General features: G+C 45.7%; 21 protein-coding genes. 20 read left to right on the top strand and 1 reads right to left on the bottom strand.

What is annotated here, in order from left to right; translation table 11 throughout:
* Positions 1-444: 444 nt before the first annotated feature.
* The 5 genes from rpmH (at position 445) to mnmE (ending at position 4280) form a co-directional block, all read left to right on the top strand.
* Entirely contained in the window at positions 445-582 is a 138-nt protein-coding gene (gene rpmH / locus K0H61_RS17745; RefSeq protein WP_011070423.1) for a 50S ribosomal protein L34, read from the top strand.
* Positions 583-602: 20 nt separating this feature from the next.
* The gene (gene rnpA, locus K0H61_RS17740) at positions 603-959 is read left to right on the top strand and encodes a ribonuclease P protein component (protein ID WP_220050771.1); all 357 of its coding nucleotides are present in this window, start codon (positions 603-605) and stop codon (positions 957-959) included.
* Positions 926-1180 carry a membrane protein insertion efficiency factor YidD gene (gene yidD / locus K0H61_RS17735; RefSeq protein ID WP_220050770.1) on the top strand — a complete coding sequence of 85 codons (255 nt, stop codon included), beginning with the start codon at positions 926-928 and terminating at the stop codon, positions 1178-1180. The genes rnpA and yidD overlap by 34 nt, the downstream gene beginning before the upstream one ends.
* A 3-nt stretch (positions 1181-1183) precedes the next feature.
* Complete coding sequence (gene yidC, locus K0H61_RS17730; RefSeq protein ID WP_220050769.1) at positions 1184-2812, top strand: membrane protein insertase YidC; 1629 nt, start codon at positions 1184-1186, stop codon at positions 2810-2812.
* Between the two features lie 106 nt (positions 2813-2918).
* Positions 2919-4280: a tRNA uridine-5-carboxymethylaminomethyl(34) synthesis GTPase MnmE gene (gene mnmE / locus K0H61_RS17725; protein WP_220050768.1), complete on the top strand. Its 1362-nt coding sequence runs from the start codon at positions 2919-2921 to the stop codon at positions 4278-4280.
* Between the two features lie 95 nt (positions 4281-4375).
* Here the strand turns inward: mnmE and K0H61_RS17720 are convergent, their stop codons facing one another.
* Positions 4376-5923: a POT family MFS transporter gene (locus tag K0H61_RS17720; RefSeq protein WP_220050767.1), complete on the bottom strand. Its 1548-nt coding sequence runs from the start codon at positions 5921-5923 to the stop codon at positions 4376-4378.
* 175 nt (positions 5924-6098) lie between these two features.
* Between K0H61_RS17720 and mioC the strand changes: the two genes are divergently transcribed.
* The 15 genes from mioC (at position 6099) to glmU (ending at position 20053) form a co-directional block, all read left to right on the top strand.
* On the top strand, positions 6099-6539 hold the full coding sequence (mioC, locus tag K0H61_RS17715; protein ID WP_220050766.1) for an FMN-binding protein MioC: 441 nt from the start codon (positions 6099-6101) through the stop codon (positions 6537-6539).
* Between the two features lie 440 nt (positions 6540-6979).
* Complete coding sequence (gene mnmG, locus K0H61_RS17710; protein WP_220050765.1) at positions 6980-8869, top strand: tRNA uridine-5-carboxymethylaminomethyl(34) synthesis enzyme MnmG; 1890 nt, start codon at positions 6980-6982, stop codon at positions 8867-8869.
* Between the two features lie 118 nt (positions 8870-8987).
* Positions 8988-9608, top strand: coding sequence for a 16S rRNA (guanine(527)-N(7))-methyltransferase RsmG (gene rsmG, locus K0H61_RS17705; RefSeq protein WP_220050764.1), 621 nt, complete (start codon positions 8988-8990; stop codon positions 9606-9608).
* 74 nt (positions 9609-9682) lie between these two features.
* Positions 9683-10471: a ParA family protein gene (locus K0H61_RS17700; protein ID WP_220050763.1), complete on the top strand. Its 789-nt coding sequence runs from the start codon at positions 9683-9685 to the stop codon at positions 10469-10471.
* Between the two features lie 9 nt (positions 10472-10480).
* Positions 10481-11359, top strand: coding sequence for a ParB/RepB/Spo0J family partition protein (locus K0H61_RS17695; protein WP_220050762.1), 879 nt, complete (start codon positions 10481-10483; stop codon positions 11357-11359).
* A gap of 225 nt (positions 11360-11584) precedes the next feature.
* Positions 11585-11968: an ATP synthase subunit I gene (locus tag K0H61_RS17690; RefSeq protein ID WP_220050761.1), complete on the top strand. Its 384-nt coding sequence runs from the start codon at positions 11585-11587 to the stop codon at positions 11966-11968.
* Between the two features lie 12 nt (positions 11969-11980).
* A complete protein-coding gene (atpB, locus tag K0H61_RS17685) occupies positions 11981-12775 on the top strand; it encodes a F0F1 ATP synthase subunit A (protein WP_220050760.1) in 795 nt (264 codons plus the stop codon).
* A 71-nt stretch (positions 12776-12846) separates the two neighbouring features.
* Entirely contained in the window at positions 12847-13098 is a 252-nt protein-coding gene (atpE, locus tag K0H61_RS17680) for a F0F1 ATP synthase subunit C (protein ID WP_006083840.1), read from the top strand.
* Between the two features lie 38 nt (positions 13099-13136).
* Positions 13137-13607 carry a F0F1 ATP synthase subunit B gene (gene atpF, locus K0H61_RS17675; RefSeq protein ID WP_037459755.1) on the top strand — a complete coding sequence of 157 codons (471 nt, stop codon included), beginning with the start codon at positions 13137-13139 and terminating at the stop codon, positions 13605-13607.
* 17 nt (positions 13608-13624) lie between these two features.
* Positions 13625-14158 carry a F0F1 ATP synthase subunit delta gene (gene atpH / locus K0H61_RS17670; protein ID WP_220050759.1) on the top strand — a complete coding sequence of 178 codons (534 nt, stop codon included), beginning with the start codon at positions 13625-13627 and terminating at the stop codon, positions 14156-14158.
* Between the two features lie 14 nt (positions 14159-14172).
* The gene (gene atpA, locus K0H61_RS17665; RefSeq protein ID WP_220050758.1) at positions 14173-15714 is read left to right on the top strand and encodes a F0F1 ATP synthase subunit alpha; all 1542 of its coding nucleotides are present in this window, start codon (positions 14173-14175) and stop codon (positions 15712-15714) included.
* 50 nt (positions 15715-15764) lie between these two features.
* Positions 15765-16625: a F0F1 ATP synthase subunit gamma gene (gene atpG / locus K0H61_RS17660; RefSeq protein ID WP_220050757.1), complete on the top strand. Its 861-nt coding sequence runs from the start codon at positions 15765-15767 to the stop codon at positions 16623-16625.
* 35 nt (positions 16626-16660) lie between these two features.
* The gene (gene atpD / locus K0H61_RS17655; RefSeq protein ID WP_220050756.1) at positions 16661-18052 is read left to right on the top strand and encodes a F0F1 ATP synthase subunit beta; all 1392 of its coding nucleotides are present in this window, start codon (positions 16661-16663) and stop codon (positions 18050-18052) included.
* 36 nt (positions 18053-18088) lie between these two features.
* The gene (locus tag K0H61_RS17650) at positions 18089-18517 is read left to right on the top strand and encodes a F0F1 ATP synthase subunit epsilon (RefSeq protein WP_220050755.1); all 429 of its coding nucleotides are present in this window, start codon (positions 18089-18091) and stop codon (positions 18515-18517) included.
* Positions 18518-18688: 171 nt separating this feature from the next.
* Positions 18689-20053 carry a bifunctional UDP-N-acetylglucosamine diphosphorylase/glucosamine-1-phosphate N-acetyltransferase GlmU gene (gene glmU, locus K0H61_RS17645; RefSeq protein WP_220050754.1) on the top strand — a complete coding sequence of 455 codons (1365 nt, stop codon included), beginning with the start codon at positions 18689-18691 and terminating at the stop codon, positions 20051-20053.
* Positions 20054-20187 lie beyond the last annotated feature (134 nt).

Raw genomic sequence — 20187 nt, 5'->3', positions numbered from 1 at the left:
AAGTTATCCCCAAAAGATCATCAAAAAGAGGTGTATTCTATAGCGAGATCACAATGATCGCTATCCTTAAAAAATAATTATCCCCAACAAGATCATTCTATTCAGATATCCTCGATCATCAAAGATCAATATCGATCCCTTTATTCAATAAATAGCGCAAATCGCGCTTTATTAAGCGATCCACATTGATCTATAATGGCGCCCCCTTGATCTATCTATAGATCCCCTTAACTACTACATGTAGTGCCAGTACACAGAGTTATCCACATCTTATGGTGTCTGTGGGGAAAAAATCATGGGAAAGTTAGGCAGAAATAACCCACTTACTGACTTTCGTTGTTGACGGCAGAAGGTAAAGTGATTACAATTCGGCCTCTTTTTTACCCTTACCTCTTTCACTAGAGATAAGGATATGTTCACCTATAACAAAGACGGATTGCCATCATGAGTAAACGTACTTTTCAACCTAGCAACCTGAAGCGCAAGCGTTCTCACGGCTTCCGCGCTCGTATGGCTACTGCAGGCGGCCGTAAGGTTCTTGCACGTCGTCGTGCGAAAGGTCGCGCTCGTTTATCTGCTTAATAAGTTAAGTAGGTAACTAGTTGACTAGCTATACCTTTACGCGGGAGTTACGTTTGCTAACTCCCGCGCAATTTAAATCTGTATTCTCCAATCCTATCAAAGCATCTTCTGCTGAAATTACCTTGCTTGCTATTCCTAATTCGGAACAACATCCGCGTCTGGGCCTTACTGTAGCTAAACGTTATGTAAAGCGTGCTAATCAGCGCAATCGCATTAAGCGGGTCATTAGAGATAGTTTCCGTCTCAATCAACATAACCTTCCTCACCTCGATATTGTTGTTCTGGTGCGAAACGGTGTGATGGAAATGGAAAATGCGGAACTCAACAAGTTGATAGAGAAGCTATGGCGCAAACTCAGTCGCCGTTACAATGGCTAGCAACCACGTTAATTCGTGGCTATCAAATCTTCATCAGCCCGCTATTGGGTCCTCGATGTCGTTTCAATCCCACTTGCTCTCATTATGCTATTGAGGCAATAAAAGTGCACGGAACCATCAAAGGTTGTTGGTTTGCATTGAAACGCATATTAAAATGTCACCCTTTACATCCGGGCGGCAGCGATCCCGTCCCCCCTAAAAACGACAGGTGTAATAAATAGGCTATGGAATCTCAACGCAATATATTGCTCATAGGACTACTGTTTGTCAGCTTTTTGCTGTGGCAACAGTGGCAAACCGATAAAGCTCCTCAACCCGTTGCAACTCAATCGTCAGTAGTGGCGAATGCAACCAGTGATCACAGTGCGGATGTTCCAGAAGCGGATTCAGGTGTACCTGCAACCGCAGTGGTTGCCACTAAAGAGATCATCAACGTAAAAACCGACCAACTCGATGTGCAAATCAGCCCTGTTGGTGGTGACATTGTGTTCGCCGCTCTGGTTTCCCATAAAATGGAACAGGGTAAAGAAGAGCCATTCGTACTGCTCGAGCAAGCTCAAGATTTCACTTATATCGCCCAAAGCGGTCTAATTGGTCGTGATGGTATTGATAGCAGCGCTAAAGGTCGCGCCGCATTCTCTGCCACGAAAACCGAATACACCTTAGCAGATGGTCAAGACACTCTCGAAGTGCCATTAACCTACGTAGCTGATAATGGTGCAACTTTCACTAAAGTGTTTGTCTTCCACCGTGGCAAGTTTAACGTCGATGTTGATTACAAAATCAACAACACTTCGGCTGCACCATTACAGGTTCAGATGTACGGTCAGATTAAACAGACGATCAAACCATCTGACAGCAGCATGATGATGCCAACTTACCGTGGTGCAGCGTTCTCAACACAGGACGTACGTTACGAGAAGTACACCTTTGAAGATATGACAAAGGGCAACCTGACCCAAGCCACTATGGGTGGTTGGGCTGCGATGCTTCAGCATTACTTCGTGTCTGCTTGGGTACCACCTGCAACCGACAGCAACACCATTTTCTCAAGTGTGAGTGCTGGTGGGCTGGCTAACATTGGTTTCCGTGGCGCCATTGTTGATATCGCACCGGGTGCAAACCATGAAATCAGTGCTCAATTCTATGTAGGTCCTAAGGATCAAGCGGCTTTATCTGCCCTGTCTGATTCATTAAACCTAGTAGTTGATTACGGTTTCCTTTGGTGGTTAGCAGTTCCAATTCACTGGTTATTGATGTTCTATCAATCCTTTGTGGGCAACTGGGGTCTGGCAATTATCCTGATTACCCTAACCGTTCGTGGTTTACTGTTCCCGCTAACTAAAGCGCAGTACACCTCTATGGCGAAAATGCGTAACCTGCAACCTAAACTGCAGGAGCTGAAAGATCGCTTCGGTGATGACCGCCAGAAGATGGGTCAGGCCATGATGGAACTGTACAAGAAGGAAAAGGTTAACCCTATGGGTGGCTGTTTACCTATCCTGTTCCAAATGCCAATTTTCATCGCGTTATACTGGGTATTACTCGAAAGCTTTGAGCTGCGTCACGCACCATTTATGTTATGGATCCATGACTTATCAGTACAAGATCCTTACTACATTCTGCCGCTGCTGATGGGTGTATCTATGTACGTGATGCAAAAGATGCAACCTATCGCACCGACCATGGATCCAATGCAAGTTAAGATGATGCAGTGGATGCCAGTGATCTTTACCGTATTCTTCCTGTGGTTCCCATCAGGTCTAGTACTGTACTGGTTAGTAGGTAACATCGTTGCCATCATCCAGCAGAAGATTATTTATGCAGGTCTAGAGAAAAAAGGCTTAAAATAAGCCTAAGCGCTAGTTAGGAGCCTTGAAGGTTCCGATAAATTCAAAAGGCGGCTTTAATGCCGCCTTTTCCTTTAGATGATTTGACTAATTTGTAGTGGGTATTTCCGTGACAACTGACACTATCGTGGCACAGGCCACCGCCCCAGGGCGTGGCGGCGTAGGTATCATTCGTATCTCTGGTGACAAAGCAACTGATGTAGCTATGGCGGTGCTCGGCCATTTACCAAAAACCCGCTATGCCGATTACTGCGACTTTAAAAGTGCTTCAGGTCAGGTCATCGACCAAGGAATAGCCCTATTCTTTAAAGGCCCAAACTCCTTTACCGGTGAAGATGTTTTAGAGCTTCAAGGTCACGGTGGCCAAATCGTTCTCGACATGCTGATTAAACGCGTTTTAGAGGTTGAAGGCATTCGCATCGCCAAACCAGGCGAGTTCAGCGAACAAGCCTTTATGAACGACAAGCTGGACTTAACCCAAGCCGAAGCCATTGCCGACCTTATTGATGCCACCAGTGAACAAGCCGCAAAAAGCGCGCTGCAATCGCTTCAAGGTGAGTTTTCTAAGGAAGTTCATGAGCTGGTGGACCAAGTCACCCACCTGCGTTTATACGTCGAAGCAGCGATTGATTTCCCCGATGAGGAAGTCGACTTTTTAAGTGATGGCAAAATTGCCAACGCACTTTATCGCATTATCGACAAGCTCACAGAGGTTCAGGCCAGTGCTAAACAAGGCTCGATTATCCGTGAAGGGATGAAAGTGGTGATAGCCGGTCGCCCCAATGCTGGAAAATCTAGTCTTTTAAACGCGTTAGCAGGAAAAGAGTCGGCAATTGTGACCGAAATAGCCGGCACCACCCGCGACGTGTTGCGTGAACATATCCATTTAGATGGCATGCCGCTACACATTATTGACACCGCAGGCCTGCGTGACACCACAGATACCGTGGAACAAATTGGCATCGAGCGCGCGTGGAATGAAATCAAGAGTGCCGATCGCGTGCTATTTATGGTCGATGGCACCACCACGGATGCAGTCGATCCCCATGATATTTGGCCGGACTTTATTGATCGCCTGCCCGCCAATTTAGGTGTGACCGTTGTCCGTAACAAAGCCGATCTGACTGGTGAAAACCTGGCGATGACCGAAGAAAAAGGCTATAGCGTTTATCGGATCTCGGCTAAAACTGGATTAGGCGTGGATGAACTGAAACAGCATTTAAAATCGCTGATGGGTTATCAGAGTAACCTCGAAGGTGGTTTTATTGCCCGTCGTCGCCACTTAGAGGCACTCGATTTAGCTTCGAGCCACCTGCAATTAGGTAAGGAGCAGCTAGAAATTTACCTCGCGGGCGAACTGTTAGCAGAAGAACTGAGAATGGCACAATTAGCTCTGTCTGAAATTACCGGCCGCTTCACTTCGGATGATTTGCTCGGAAAGATTTTTAGTTCTTTCTGTATCGGCAAATAAGTAGCGTTTATTGCGTTAGATACTAACAATGAGCCCCTTGATGGTGACATCAAGGGGCTCATTTTTTTCACCGTCTTATATATCGCAATTCAAGATCACACCTGTCGGTAGTGATCCTGCATCTGGTAGGAACGCGCATAGAGCGCGAAAATCAGTGCAGCCAAAATAGCAAATCCCGCGAAGAAGAACATTTGGAATGCGGTAACGCTCATCCCCGTCTGGACAATTTGCTCGGTCACCGCAGGGCTCTTCACACTTACGTTAGCGAGTAATACCCAAAGGTTACCAACCGTCACTGATAGGGTCCAAAAGCTCATAATAGTGCCCTTCATCGCTTTAGGCGCTTGGCTATAGGCAAACTCAAGACCTGTCGCTGATACCAATACCTCACCAAAGGTCAGCAAGGCATAGGGTAAGATTTGCCAGAAGATAGACATGGCCGAACCACCGTCCATCAACAATTGAATGGTGCCCACCACAATCCAACTTAAGCCAGTGATCGCAATACCCGCGCCCATTTTACGCAATGCCGTTAACTTAATTCCGCTGCGCTCAATCGCAGGATAAAGCACAAAGTTATTGAATGGGATCAGTAACATCACCAACAATGGATTTAAAGCCTGCATCATCGCAGGTTCAAACCAAGAAGGTTTAGTCATATCATTAGCTTGCAAGATCCAAGTCGAAGCCTTTTGATCGAATAGAGACCAAAAAGGCGTTACGAGGGCAAACAGCACTAAGATACGCAGCACCGAACGCACACCGTCAACAGCCGCATCAGGGTGCATAGTACGGGCACGATCTAACTGAATTGACGCCCCAACTCCCACAAACCCCATCACCAACACCATGGCGCTGCACAAACCGGCCACAATACCCAAGGTGGGAATATTCACCAACGCGTAAGCCGCTGAAGCCAGACCAATCAGCGCTAACACCAAACCTAAATTGGTTTTACCTTCAACCTTAGTGAGCAAGGCGCTTCGAATAACAGGCAGAAAACCGTGGGGATCCTTTGGCTCAGGCGGCATATGCACATAACGTTTACGACCTAACCAGAAAAATACCGTCGCAATAAACATCAGTATTCCGGGGATCCCAAAGGCAACCGCTGCACCAAAGTTTTTAAGTAACAATGGCATAGTTAAAGACGCAAAGAAGGAACCAAAGTTGATTGTAAAATAGAACATATCAAAGGCTTTTTGCGCCAATGACTTATTACTCTGGTCAAACTGATCTCCCATAAAGGAAGAAACCAAAGGCTTAATGCCGCCCGAGCCAAGCGCAATCAAAAACAGGCCGGTATAAAAGCCCTCTATACTGTGCTCAAAAATCGCCAAAAAAGCATGGCCAACACAATAAAGCAGGCTTAGCCACAAAATCGTGTTGTATTTACCGAAATAACGGTCGGCAATCCAACCACCCAATAATGGGAAAAAGTACACCCCAATCACAAAGGAATGAAACACATCCTTAGCCGCAGCACCGCGCATATCTTCAGGAATTGACAGCAAAAGTGCGGTCATCAGAAAAGGCGTTAAAATATTACGCATGCCGTAAAAACTAAACCGCTCACAGGCTTCGCTGGCAATAATATAGGGGATTTGGCGAGGCCACTTAGCTTCGCTGGTAGGAGTATTCATCTAGTATCCTATTATAATTGTTATAAAAAACAGTAGATTAATTAGCAAAAACCGACAATAAAACAGCCAACCATATCAGCAGCTAATTAATTGGCGCTTAAATTTATACTATGGATAATGTTGTTAAAGTAGCCCCATACATTCAAACAAGTAATTACCACAGAGAGCAGTAATAATGACCCAAATCGCGATTTTAGTCGGAACCACACTGGGTAGCAGTGAATACATCGCCGATGAAATGCAGGCTCAACTAACATCACTTGGACACCAAGCAGATTGCTATCTTGATCCAAAAGTGGATGAACTGAGTTCGTATCCGCTATGGATCATAGTTTCATCAACCCATGGCGCAGGCGATCTCCCAGATAATATCCAACCCTTTTATAAACAAGTGATGGTAAATAACCCAGATCTAAGCAGGATCAGTTTTGCTTTATGTGCGATTGGAGATTCGAGCTACGACACCTTTTGCCAAGGTCCAGAAAAGCTGATCGAAGCCATAGAATTCTGCGGTGCAAAGGCCATTGTGGATAAGATCCAGATCGATGTTCAACAGGATCCAGTGCCAGAAGACCCAGCTCTAGCGTGGTTAAGCCAATGGCAAGATCAGATTTAAACTCTAACCTTGGAAAACACGACAAACAACCCACAATTTAGATCTACCTTATCCACAAAATATTACTTTAATGTATATTTTTGTGGATAAACTATTATTTAGATCTGATCAACCTTTGTGCTATTCACACTCTGATCTGCTTGAAGATCCACCCTGTGGATAAAAGTGCGATCTATCCCCAACTTTAATTGAGTTAGATCGCCAATAGATCACAGGAAAATTCCAATCTTAACCATTGATTTTAAATGAAATTAAAGCTTATTCACAGGAAAGTGCGATCCTAATAGTAAACATAATAAGAAGATCTATATAAAGATCTTAAGATCTATTAGTCCCGATCCATAGGATCCATTTTCGTAAAATGATCATTCACCTCAATCAAAGCAAATGCTAAAATGATCTGCTCCTCTTGGGTCTCTTAAGTAATTGAAGGTAGGGTCATGCATTTTCATGAACGGTTTGATGTAATTGTTGTTGGTGGTGGTCACGCCGGGACTGAAGCCGCATTAGCAGCGGCAAGAATGGGCTCTAAAACCTTATTGCTTACGCATAATCTTGATACTTTAGGACAAATGTCTTGCAATCCTGCTATAGGTGGGATTGGTAAAGGTCATTTGGTTAAGGAGATCGATGCATTAGGCGGTGCAATGGCGATCGCAACTGACTATGCAGGGATCCAATTTAGAACCTTAAATTCCAGTAAAGGCCCAGCGGTACGAGCAACTCGTGCTCAGGCTGATCGCGCTTTATATCGTCAAAAAATTCAAAACATTCTCCAAAATCAACCGAATCTGCGTATTTTCCAACAGGCTGTAGATGACCTAGTTGTTGATAACGATCGTGTTATCGGTGTTGTGACTCAAATGGGTTTAGCCTTTGAAGCACCAGCTGTTGTATTGACTGCGGGTACCTTCTTAAGCGGCAAAATTCACATTGGTTTGGAGAATTACAGCGGTGGCCGTGCTGGCGATCCACCATCCATCGCCCTAGCCCACCGTCTACGTGAGTTACCTATTCGTGTTGGCCGTTTAAAAACAGGTACACCTCCACGTATCGATGCTAACACAATCGATTTTTCACAAATGACAGAACAAAAAGGTGATACGCCATTACCTGTAATGTCATTTATGGGGGATTTAAGCCATCATCCAAAACAGATCTCTTGCTGGATAACCCATACTAACGAAAAAACCCACGATATTATTCGTGGCGGTTTAGATAGAAGCCCTATGTATTCCGGTGTGATCGAAGGTATTGGTCCACGTTACTGCCCTTCTATCGAAGATAAGATCCACCGTTTCTCGGACAAATCTTCGCACCAGATCTTTATTGAGCCTGAAGGGTTAACTACTAACGAGATCTACCCAAATGGGATCTCTACCAGCTTGCCGTTTGATGTGCAGCTCAACCTCGTTCGTTCGATTAAGGGCATGGAAAATGCTGAAATCGTTCGTCCTGGTTATGCGATTGAATACGATTATTTTGATCCTAGAGATCTGAAAAACTCATTAGAAACTAAGACAATCAATGGTTTGTTCTTTGCCGGTCAAATCAATGGTACGACTGGTTATGAAGAAGCTGGTGCACAAGGTCTGCTTGCGGGTATGAACGCTGCGCTTCAGGTTCAAGGCAAAGAAGCTTGGTGTCCACGCCGTGATGAAGCTTACTTAGGCGTGTTAGTTGACGATCTTTCGACTCTGGGGACCAAAGAACCCTACCGCATGTTTACTAGCCGCGCGGAATATCGTTTATTGCTCCGTGAAGACAATGCTGATTTACGTTTAACCGCCAAGGGTCGCGAACTCGGTCTGGTTGACGATGCTCGTTGGGAATCATTCAGCACAAAAATGGAATCGATTGAGCTTGAACTGCAACGCTTACGTAGCCAATGGATCCATCCAAATTCGCCATTAGTGCCTGTTTTGAATCCACATTTGAATACACCAATTTCTCGTGAAGCGTCATTTGAAGAATTGTTACGTCGTCCTGAAATGGATTACGACAAGCTAATGCAAATCGAAGGCTTTGGTCCTGGTCTTGAGGATCCTTTGGCGGCAGAACAGGTGCAGATCCAAGTTAAGTACTCTGGTTATATCCAGCGTCAGCAGGAAGAAATCAACAAAGCGGTACGCAATGAGAACACTGGCTTGCCATTGAACCTTGATTACAAAGAAGTTCCTGGCTTATCAAATGAGGTTATCGCTAAGCTAAATAACCACAAGCCAGAGACCATTGGTCAGGCATCGCGTATTTCAGGTATCACCCCTGCGGCAATCTCAATTCTTTTGGTTCATTTGAAAAAACGTGGTTTATTACGCAAGAGTGCGTAAAAGCTAGCGAAATCGTCATGTTTGACCGTACAAGGGAAGCATTCAGGCTTCCCTTCGACGTTTCAGGGCTTCATAATAGCCTTCGAGTTTATAATCGTAATTTTTTTGAGGTTGCTCAGTGTTATCTGCCCAGTTAGAGGCCTATTTAGCCGAAATTAATCTGCCCGCCACAGCTGAGCAGAAAAAACAACTGCTTGATTTTGTTGGTATGCTCAACAAATGGAACAAAGCCTATAACTTAACATCGGTAAGAGATCCCGAGGCGATGCTCATTCGCCATATCATGGACAGCTTAGTGGTATCGCCGCATTTAGTAGGTGAGCGCTTTATTGATGTGGGCACTGGACCGGGCCTGCCAGGTATTCCCCTTGCGATTATGAACCCAAACAAATCCTTTGTTCTGCTTGACAGTTTAGGGAAACGAATCCGTTTCCAAAAACAAGTAGCCTTCGAGTTAGGGATCAAGAATATCAGTTCGGTTGAAAGCCGCGTTGAAGCATTCCAGCCAGAACAAAAATTCGATGGTGTACTGAGCCGTGCATTTGCTTCAATCCATGATATGTTGACTTGGTGCCATCACTTACCTGCTGATAGTGGACAATTTTATGCGCTCAAGGGCCAATTGACCGAAGACGAAATGCAGCAAATTCCACCGGGCTTTAAGGTCATAGAGACTATTGAGCTGAAAGTGCCCAAACTCGATGAACAAAGACATTTATTAAAAATAATCAAAGCATAACAGGCTTAAAGTTCCTTTATTTGCATGGATTTTTAAGTAGGCAATAAACCAGAATTTACATACAGGGTGACATTGTGGGTAAAGTAATTGCCGTGGCCAACCAAAAAGGTGGCGTAGGGAAAACAACGACTTGTGTGAATTTAGCAGCCTCTTTGGCAGCTACAAAGCGTAAAGTGCTTTTGATCGACCTCGATCCGCAGGGTAATGCCACTATGGGCAGCGGCGTCGATAAATATGAGGTTGAAAATACCGCTTATGAATTACTCGTCGAAGAAAAGCCCTTCGATGAGATCGTGGTTAAAGAGACCGCGGGTAAATACGATCTGATCGCCAGTAACGGCGATGTGACCGCGGCAGAAATCAAATTAATGGAATTTTTCGCCCGTGAAGTCCGTTTACGTAACGCGCTCGCACCGATAAAAGAACAATACGATTATATCTTTATCGATTGCCCTCCTTCACTCAACATGTTGACGGTCAATGCTATGTCGGCGGCCGACTCAGTACTAGTGCCAATGCAATGCGAATATTTTGCCCTTGAAGGCTTAACCGCATTGATTGATACCATCACGAAGTTAGCGGCAGTAGTAAATCCTGGCCTAGGTATTGAAGGCATTTTACGCACCATGTACGACCCCCGTAATCGTCTATCAAATGATGTGTCCGATCAGCTAAAACAGCATTTTGGCGATAAAGTGTACAGAACTGTCATTCCACGTAATGTCCGCTTGGCCGAGGCCCCTAGTTTTGGCGCGCCAGCCATGTATTACGATAAATCGAGTGCAGGTGCTAAAGCGTATTTGGCACTTGCGGGGGAAATGATCCGCCGTTCAGAACAAAAAACTCAGGCTAAGCGAGCGTAAGGGATAACCATGACGTTAAAAAAAAGAGGATTAGGTAAAGGGTTAGACGCTTTACTGAGTAACAGTCACGCCGCCAGCAAAAAACAAACAGAAGAAGTGGCTGTCGTTGATAAAAGTGAACAGCTAATTCATCTCGATTTAGATCTACTTCAACCGGGTAAATATCAACCTCGTAAGGATATGTCCCCTGAGGCTTTGGAAGAACTCGCCCATTCCATTCGTAATCAAGGCATTATCCAGCCTATCGTCGTGCGTCCCGTAAGTGATACTCAATACGAGATCATTGCTGGTGAGCGCCGCTGGCGTGCTTCGCAATTAGCGGGCGTAGATAAAATTCCTTGTATCGTTAAACCCGTCCCTGATGATGCCGCCGTTGCCATCGCGCTGATTGAAAATATTCAGCGTGAAGACCTCAATGCCATGGAAGAAGCCATCGCATTACAACGTTTAATGCAAGAATTTGAGCTGACTCACCAACAAGTTGCCGATGTTGTGGGAAAATCCCGCGCGAGTGTATCTAACTTGCTACGTTTAAACGGTTTGAATGAACCGGTGAAGCGTTTACTTGAGTATGGCGACATCGACATGGGCCATGCTAGAGCATTGCTTGCTATTGAGGGAGAAGAGCAAACAAACCTAGCAAGATTGGTGGCGGCAAAGGAACTTACTGTTCGTGAAACTGAACGTTTGATTAATCAAACCTTAAATCCGCCTAAACCCGTCGAAACTACGACTAAAGATCAAGATGTATGTCGTTTAGAGCAGCAGTTAATTGAAAGATTGGGTGCCAAGGTGTCGATTGCTCACGGCAGTAAGGGTAAGGGAAAAATTGTAATTAACTATCAGAATCTGGCTGAATTAGACGGAATTCTTAGCAAAATTCGTTAATGACTGTAGATTAACAGTTTTTAATGTAAATTTGTGACATATGTTAATTTTGAATTTTGGCTGTTTTGGCGCTATATCACGCTAAAAGTGCTGTTTTTCCTTATCTCAAAGTTGCAATGAGGGCGTGAAAAGGTATACTTTCGCAAGCTTTTTGTACATCGACAAAAACACGGATAATTGTCATCCGGTCATCGAAACAAAAAGTATGTATGCGGAGAGGATGAGTTGAGTAAGATTTTAGCGCGTCGTGGCCGGTGGTCAGCCTATAAATTGGTGTTGATGCAGGCGGCGGTCGCTGGGGGTGCTTCAATTCTCTTTTTCGCCGTGTGGGGAGTTCAGTTTGGCTATTCTGCGTTAGCAGGAGGCTCAATTGCTGTACTCCCTAATTTTGTATTCGCGACCCTCGCTTTCTCCCATACGGGAGCAAGTTCAGCTGCAAAAGTGATTAAAACTTTTTACTGGGGGGAAGCGGTAAAGTTGCTGTTAACCATCGCCATGTTTTCGCTGGTGTTTAGCAAGCTTGAGGTGGCATTTATGCCGCTTTTTGTTTGTTACGTACTGACGTTAATTGTGCATTGGACAGCTCCTTTATACTTCAAGCAAAGTTAAGTGGGATGAATCATGGCTGCAACTGGTGAAGCGTTAACACCGCAGGGCTATATCCAACATCACCTTACCAACTTACAGGTTGGTGAAGGTTTTTGGACATGGCACATTGATTCGTTGTTCTTTTCGGTTGGTCTTGGTGTTCTGTTCCTGTGGATTTTCCGCAGCGTTGGTAAAAAAGCGACTTCTGGCGTTCCTGGTAAACTTCAATGTTTTATCGAGATGATCGTTGAGTTCGTTGATAACAGCGTGAAAGAAAGTTTTCATGGCCGCAATGCCCTGATCGCACCTTTAGCTCTGACCATTTTCGTGTGGGTATTCATGATGAACTTCATGGATATGCTGCCAGTAGACTGGTTGCCTTGGGCAGCAAGTTTAGCGGGAGTTCCATACTTAAAAGTGGTTCCGACGACCGACGTAAACATTACCTTCAGCTTAGCTATTGGTGTGTTTGTGCTGATTATTTTCTACAGCATTAAGGTCAAAGGTGTGTCAGGTTTTGTGAAAGAACTGACGCTACAGCCCTTTAACCATAAGGCAATGATACCCGTCAACCTCCTATTAGAGACTGTTACCTTAGTTGCTAAGCCAATTTCATTGGCATTACGTCTATTTGGTAACTTGTACGCAGGTGAGTTGATCTTCATCCTTATTGCGCTGATGTATGGTACCAACTTGTTATTATCTTCCCTAGGTGTGACTCTGCAACTAGGTTGGTTAATTTTCCACATTTTGGTTATCACGCTGCAAGCGTTTATCTTCATGATGTTGACCATTGTTTACTTAAGCATGGCACATGAAGATCATTAAGGATTGCTGAAGAAATTTTTAAACTAAATCATCAACTAATTAGATTTAGATTTTAGATACTGGAGATACAGATGGAAACGATTTTAGGCATGACAGCTATCGCTGTTGCTCTGCTGATTGGTATGGGTGCTCTTGGTACTGCAATCGGTTTCGGCTTATTAGGTGGCAAGTTCCTGGAAGGCGCTGCGCGTCAACCAGAAATGGCTCCTATGCTGCAAGTTAAAATGTTCATCGTAGCGGGTCTGTTAGACGCCGTAACAATGATCGGTGTTGGTATCGCATTATTCATGCTGTTCACCAACCCACTGGGTGCAATGCTGTAAGAAAACGCTTCTGTCTTTAATCTAAATAGGAGGCTGTTGTGAATTTCAACGCTACCCTAATCGGTCAGACGGTCGCCTTTATCATCTTCGTGTGGTTCTGCATGAAGTTTGTATGGCCCCCTTTGATGAATGCCATCGAAGAGCGCCAAAAAAGGATTGCTGACGGTCTCGCTGATGCTGATCGTGCGGTAAAAGACCTAGAGTTGGCTCAAGCGAAAGCGACTGACCAACTAAAAGAAGCCAAGGTAACTGCTAACGAAATTATTGAGCAAGCTAACAAGCGCAAAGCTCAAATAGTTGAAGAAGCTAAAGCCGAAGCAGACGCTGAGCGTGCAAAAATCATCGCTCAGGGTAAAGCAGAAATTGAAGCTGAACGTAATCGCGTGAAAGAGGATCTGCGTAAGCAGGTTGCTACTCTTGCCATCATGGGTGCTGAGAAGATCCTTGAGCGTTCTATTGATCCAGCCGCCCACAGTGACATAGTTAATAAACTAGTCGCTGAAATTTGATAAGGGGAGTTTGAGTTATGGCTGAATTAACCACCATCGCTCGCCCTTACGCAAAGGCAGCTTTTGACGTTGCTGTTGAACATAATGCAGTGGATAGCTGGGCAGAAATGCTCACGTTTGCCGCACTGGTGAGTGAAAACGAAACCATGCAACCACTGCTGACTGGCTCTTTAGCCAGCACTAAACTTGCCGCACTGTTTATTAGCGTGTGTGGTGAGCAAATCAATGAGCAAGGTCAGAACCTGATAAAGGTAATGGCTGAAAACGGTCGCTTAAAGGTACTACCTGCTGTATCTGAGCTTTTTGCTCAATACCGTAATGAGTGGGCTAAAGAAGTGGAAGCCGATGTGGTTTCTGCAACTGAGCTCAGCTCTGAACAACAACAGCAGATCAGTATTTCTTTAGAGAAACGTCTCGCACGCAAAGTTAAGCTGAATTGCAGCACGGACGCCGAGCTTATCGCCGGTGTAATTATTAAGGCAGGTGACTTAGTCATTGATGGCTCTGTCCGCGGTAAATTATCGCGTCTGTCTGATAAGCTGCAGTCGTAATTGGGAGTTTGAGCATGCAACTGAATTCCACTGAAATCAGCGATCTGATTAAGCAGCGGATCGAGCAGTTCGAAGTCGTTAGCGAATCTCGTAACGAAGGTACTATCGTTGCGGTAAGTGACGGCATTATCCGCATCCACGGCCTAGCCGACGTGATGCAAGGTGAAATGATCGAACTGCCTGGTAACCGTTTTGCAATCGCGTTGAACCTTGAACGTGATTCTGTCGGTGCCGTAGTAATGGGTCCTTATGCTGATTTAGCAGAAGGCGTAAAAGTTAAAACTACTGGCCGTATTCTGGAAGTTCCAGTCGGTCGTGGCCTGTTAGGCCGCGTAGTTAACACTCTGGGTGAGCCAATCGACGGAAAAGGCGCTATCGACAACGATGGTTTCTCTCCTGTTGAAGTGATCGCACCAGGTGTTATCGAGCGTAAGTCAGTAGATCAACCAGTTCAAACTGGTTATAAAGCCGTTGACGCTATGATCCCAATCGGTCGTGGCCAACGTGAATTGATCATTGGCGACCGTCAAACTGGTAAAACAGCAATGGCGATCGACGCAATCATCAACCAGCGCGATTCTGGCATTAAGTGTGTGTACGTAGCAGTTGGCCAAAAGGCTTCTACTATCGCTAACGTAGTGCGCAAGCTGGAAGAACACGGTGCGTTAGCTAACACTATCGTTGTTGTTGCAACTGCTTCTGAAGCGGCTGCTCTGCAATACTTAGCCCCGTACTCTGGTTGTGCTATGGGTGAATACTTCCGTGATCGTGGTGAAGATGCACTGATCGTATACGATGACCTGTCTAAGCAAGCTGTTGCTTACCGTCAGATCTCGTTACTGCTGAAGCGTCCACCAGGCCGTGAAGCTTACCCAGGTGACGTATTCTATCTACACTCTCGTTTATTAGAGCGTGCTTCACGCGTAAACGAAGAGTATGTAGAGAAGTTCACTAAGGGTGCAGTAACAGGTAAAACTGGTTCTTTAACCGCGCTGCCTATTATTGAAACTCAAGCGGGTGACGTATCTGCATTCGTACCGACCAACGTAATTTCGATTACTGACGGTCAGATCTTCCTTGAGACTGATCTGTTTAACTCTGGCCTACGTCCAGCGGTTAACCCAGGTATTTCTGTTTCTCGTGTTGGTGGTGCGGCTCAGACTAAGATCATCAAGAAACTGTCTGGTGGTATCCGTACTGCTCTTGCACAGTATCGTGAACTTGCTGCGTTCTCACAATTTGCATCTGACTTAGATGATGCAACTCGTGCTCAACTTGAGCATGGTGTTCGTGTTACCGAACTGATGAAGCAAAAACAATATGCTCCTATGAGCGTAGCCGCTCAAGCTGTGTCAATTTTCGCAGCTGAAAAAGGTTACCTAAAGGGCGTTGAGCTGAACAAAGTTGGTGATTTCGAAGCCTCTCTGCTCTCGTACATGAACAGCGAGCATGCTGCTTTAATCAAGCTTATCAACGAGACTGGCGACTATAACGCCGACATCGAAGCTGAATTAAAAGCTGGCCTCGACAAGTTCGTAGCAACCCAAACCTGGTAACAATGATAGAGGTGTCTTAAGGCACCTCAGGTCCAGATTGGAGAGTAGAGATGGCCGGCGCTAAAGAGATTAAAACCAAGATCGCGAGTGTGAAAAACACTCAGAAGATCACGTCCGCCATGGAAATGGTGGCAGCCAGCAAAATGCGCAGAGCGCAGGATCGCATGGCTGCAAGCCGTCCATATGCGGAAAGCATGCGTAAGGTGATCGGTCACGTAGCGCAAGGTTCTCTCGAGTATAAACACCCCTACTTAGAGGTGAGAGAGGCCAAGCGGGTTGGTTACATTGTTGTAGCTACCGACCGTGGCCTTTGTGGTGGTCTGAACGTCAACCTCTTTAAAAAGGTTGCCGCAGACGTGAAAAACTGGCGTTCACAGGGTGTAGAAGTTGAATTCTGCCCAATCGGTGCGCGCAGTGTGCAGTTTTTCAAAAGCTTCGGCGGAAAAGTATCTGCCCACGCTTCAGGTTTAGGCGATGCGCCAAAGCTCGCTGACCTGATCGGGACAGTACGCGTAATGCTAGAAGCTTACAACGAAGGCAAGCTGGATCGTCTGTATGTAGTGTTCAACAAGTTTGTAAACACTATGACGCAGAGTCCTGTGATCGAGCAGCTGCTACCTTTGCCTAAATCGGAAGAAGATGAGGTTGCTCATCGTTGGGACTACATCTACGAGCCAGATCCAAAAGTCCTTTTGGATACCTTATTGGTTCGTTATGTAGAATCTCAGGTTTACCAAGGTGTTGTTGAAAACATTGCTTCTGAACAGGCTGCCCGTATGGTGGCGATGAAGGCGGCAACAGACAACGCGGGTACACTGATTGACGATTTGCAATTGGTCTATAACAAGGCTCGTCAGGCTGCGATTACGCAGGAACTGTCGGAAATTGTTTCTGGTGCCTCTGCGGTTTAGTTTAGGTAACGAATACAAGTTTTAGAGGATTAATCATGAGCACAGGTACTGTTGTCCAAGTGATTGGCGCGGTTGTGGACGTAGAGTTTCCACAAGATGCCGTACCTCAGGTATATGACGCTCTGAAGATCACAGGTGAAGGCGCCTGTAACGGTTTGGTGCTGGAAGTTCAGCAGCAACTGGGTGGTGGTGTAGTTCGTACCATCGCTATGGGTACTTCTGATGGTCTGCGTCGTGGTCTTGAGGTAGTAAACTCAGGTTCACCTATTTCTGTTCCAGTTGGTACTGCCACTCTTGGCCGTATCATGAACGTTTTAGGCGACCCTATTGATGAAGCTGGCGCAATTGGTGAAGAAGAACGTTATGTTATTCACCGCAGCGCTCCTTCATACGAAGATCAATCGAACACTACTGAACTGTTAGAGACTGGTATCAAGGTTATCGACCTTGTATGTCCATTCGCTAAGGGTGGTAAAGTAGGTCTGTTCGGTGGTGCGGGTGTTGGTAAGACAGTTAACATGATGGAACTGATTAACAACATCGCTAAAGCCCACTCAGGTCTTTCTGTATTCGCCGGTGTAGGTGAGCGTACTCGTGAGGGTAACGACTTCTACTACGAGATGAAAGATTCTGGCGTTCTCGACAAAGTAGCCATGGTTTATGGTCAAATGAACGAGCCACCAGGAAACCGTCTGCGTGTAGCACTGACCGGTCTGACTATGGCTGAGAAATTCCGTGACGAAGGTCGTGACGTTCTGTTGTTCGTTGACAACATCTACCGTTACACCCTAGCCGGTACAGAAGTATCAGCACTGTTAGGTCGTATGCCTTCTGCAGTAGGTTACCAACCAACTCTGGCTGAAGAAATGGGCGTTCTGCAAGAGCGTATTACTTCAACTAAGACTGGTTCTATTACCTCTGTTCAAGCGGTATACGTACCTGCGGACGACTTGACTGACCCGTCACCAGCAACAACCTTCGCTCACTTAGATGCGACTGTTGTACTGTCTCGTCAAATTGCTTCTCTGGGTATTTACCCAGCGGTTGACCCACTGGATTCGACTTCTCGTCAATTAGATCCATTGGTTGTTGGCCAAGAGCATTATGACGTAGCTAACGGCGTGCAAACTGTTCTGCAACGTTACAAAGAGCTGAAAGACATCATTGCGATTCTGGGTATGGACGAACTGTCAGATGATGACAAGATGACCGTATCTCGTGCACGTAAGATTGAGCGTTTCTTGTCTCAGCCTTTCCACGTAGCAGAAGTCTTTACTGGTTCTCCTGGTAAGTACGTTTCTCTGAAAGACACTATCCGTGGCTTCAAGGGTATTCTGAATGGTGAGTTCGATCACATTCCAGAACAAGCGTTCTACATGGTTGGTTCTATCGACGAAGCTGTCGAGAAAGCTAACAAAAAGAAATAACTAAGTAGTTATACTTAGTTTTTTAAGGAGAGCGAGATGTCAGCCATGACAGTACAGCTTGATATCGTAAGCGCAGAGAGCAGCATCTTCTCTGGTCGCGTAGCTAGCCTACAAGTGACCGGTTCAGAAGGTGAGTTGGGCATCATGCATGGCCATGCTCAACTGCTAAGCTATATCAAACCTGGCATGGCGCGCATCGTCAAACAAGACGGCAGCGAAGAAGTGTTTTACCTATCCGGTGGCATACTGGAAGTACAACCTTCTTCAGTTTCTGTATTGGCTGATGTGGTTTTGCGTGCCAAAGATATTGATGAACAGGCAGCATTAGAAGCTAAGCGTCGTGCAGAAGCCCATATGGCTACTGCGGGTGCGGACTTCAACTATGAAGCGGCTATGGTTGAGTTAGCAAAAGCTATGGCTCAACTACGTGTTGTTGAAACCATCAAGAAGAACATTGCCAGATAAGGTTATTGTTTGTGAAAAAAGGCGGTTATCGAAAGATACCCGCCTTTTTTGTTGCCGTTTTTTGCCAAAGCATAAGCCCTGCCTTTCGCTTTTAGCGTTGCTTTCCGTTAAAATCGCCCCATCTAAACAGTATTCATTTTTCCCCTTATGGGTTTGTTCAAGGATATGGCAATGGCATTAAACGTAGTGATCTTAGCGGCAGGTAAGGGAACCAGAATGCGCTCGGATCTTCCCAAGGTATTACATCCCATCGCCCATAAGAGCATGGTGCAACATGTGATTGATACCGCCCATGCTATTGGCAGCGATGCCATTCAACTGGTGTATGGTTACGGCGCCGATAAGCTCAAGGCAGTTTTAGGTGAGCAACAACTCAATTGGATGCTTCAAGCCGAGCAATTAGGTACAGGCCATGCGGTAGCCCAAGCGATTCCCAATATCGACGATAACGACACAGTATTAGTGCTTTACGGTGATGTGCCACTAATCCAAGCCTCAACCCTCGAAGCGTTATTAGCTGCGCGTCCTGAGCAGGGCGTTGCCATCCTTACGGTAAATCTTGCTAATCCAACAGGTTATGGCCGTATCGTACGTGAAAATGGCAAAGTTGTAGGCATTGTCGAGCAAAAGGATGCTAATGCCGAGCAGTTAGCTATTAACGAAGTGAACACGGGCATTATGGCTGTGCCTGGCAAGGCCTTGAAAACCTGGCTTGGCCGTTTGTCGAATAACAATGCCCAGGGCGAATACTATCTTACCGATATTATTGCCATGGCCCACGCAGATGGTGTTGAGATCAATACCGCTCAGCCACAGTCAGCTATCGAGGTAGAAGGCGCTAACAACCGCGTGCAACTCGCACAATTGGAGCGAGCCTACCAAGCCCGTGAAGCCGAAAAACTGATGATTGCCGGCGCAAATCTGCGTGATCCAAGCCGCATCGATATCCGTGGTGAAGTCACTGTCGGTATGGATGTGATGATCGACGTAAACGTGATTTTTGAAGGCAAAGTCGTGATTGGCAATAACGTCAGCATTGGTGCAGGCGCGATTCTAATTGACTGTGAAATTGCCAATAACGCCGAAATCAAACCTTACTCTATTGTCGAAGGTGCTAAGTTAGGTGTAGCGGCCAGCGCTGGTCCTTTTGCCCGTTTACGCCCAGGTGCTGAGCTCATGCAAGATGCCCATATCGGTAACTTCGTCGAGATGAAAAAGGCCGTATTAGGCGTTGGCTCTAAGGCGGGTCACTTAGCCTATCTAGGTGATGCCCAGATTGGTGCGGGCGTAAACATTGGTGCCGGTACTATTACCTGTAACTACGACGGTGCCAATAAGCATCTCACAGTCATTGAAGACGATGTGTTTGTCGGTAGCGATACCCAGCTGGTGGCACCTGTGACCATTGGTAAAGGCGCAACTTTAGGTGCAGGCTCTACTATTACCCGTGATGTCGGCGCCGATGAGCTAGTGATCACCCGTGTTAAACAGCGCCATCTGTCGGGTTGGCAACGCCCTGTTAAGATTAAGAAATAACAAACTTAATCCCAAACAATCATAGAAGCGGCTAATGGCCGCTTTTATGCTTTTTGCAGAGTAGAAATAAAATTTGCTAAAAAGTTAAGCAAATTCAGCCTGATTTAATATCACAGTGATAAGGCTATCCTGTT

The sequence above is a fragment of the Shewanella acanthi genome (assembly GCF_019457475.1).
Taxonomy (GTDB): domain Bacteria; phylum Pseudomonadota; class Gammaproteobacteria; order Enterobacterales; family Shewanellaceae; genus Shewanella; species Shewanella acanthi.
The sequence above is the reverse complement of the archived record's forward strand: the minus strand, read 5'-3'. Positions and strand labels throughout refer to the sequence as shown.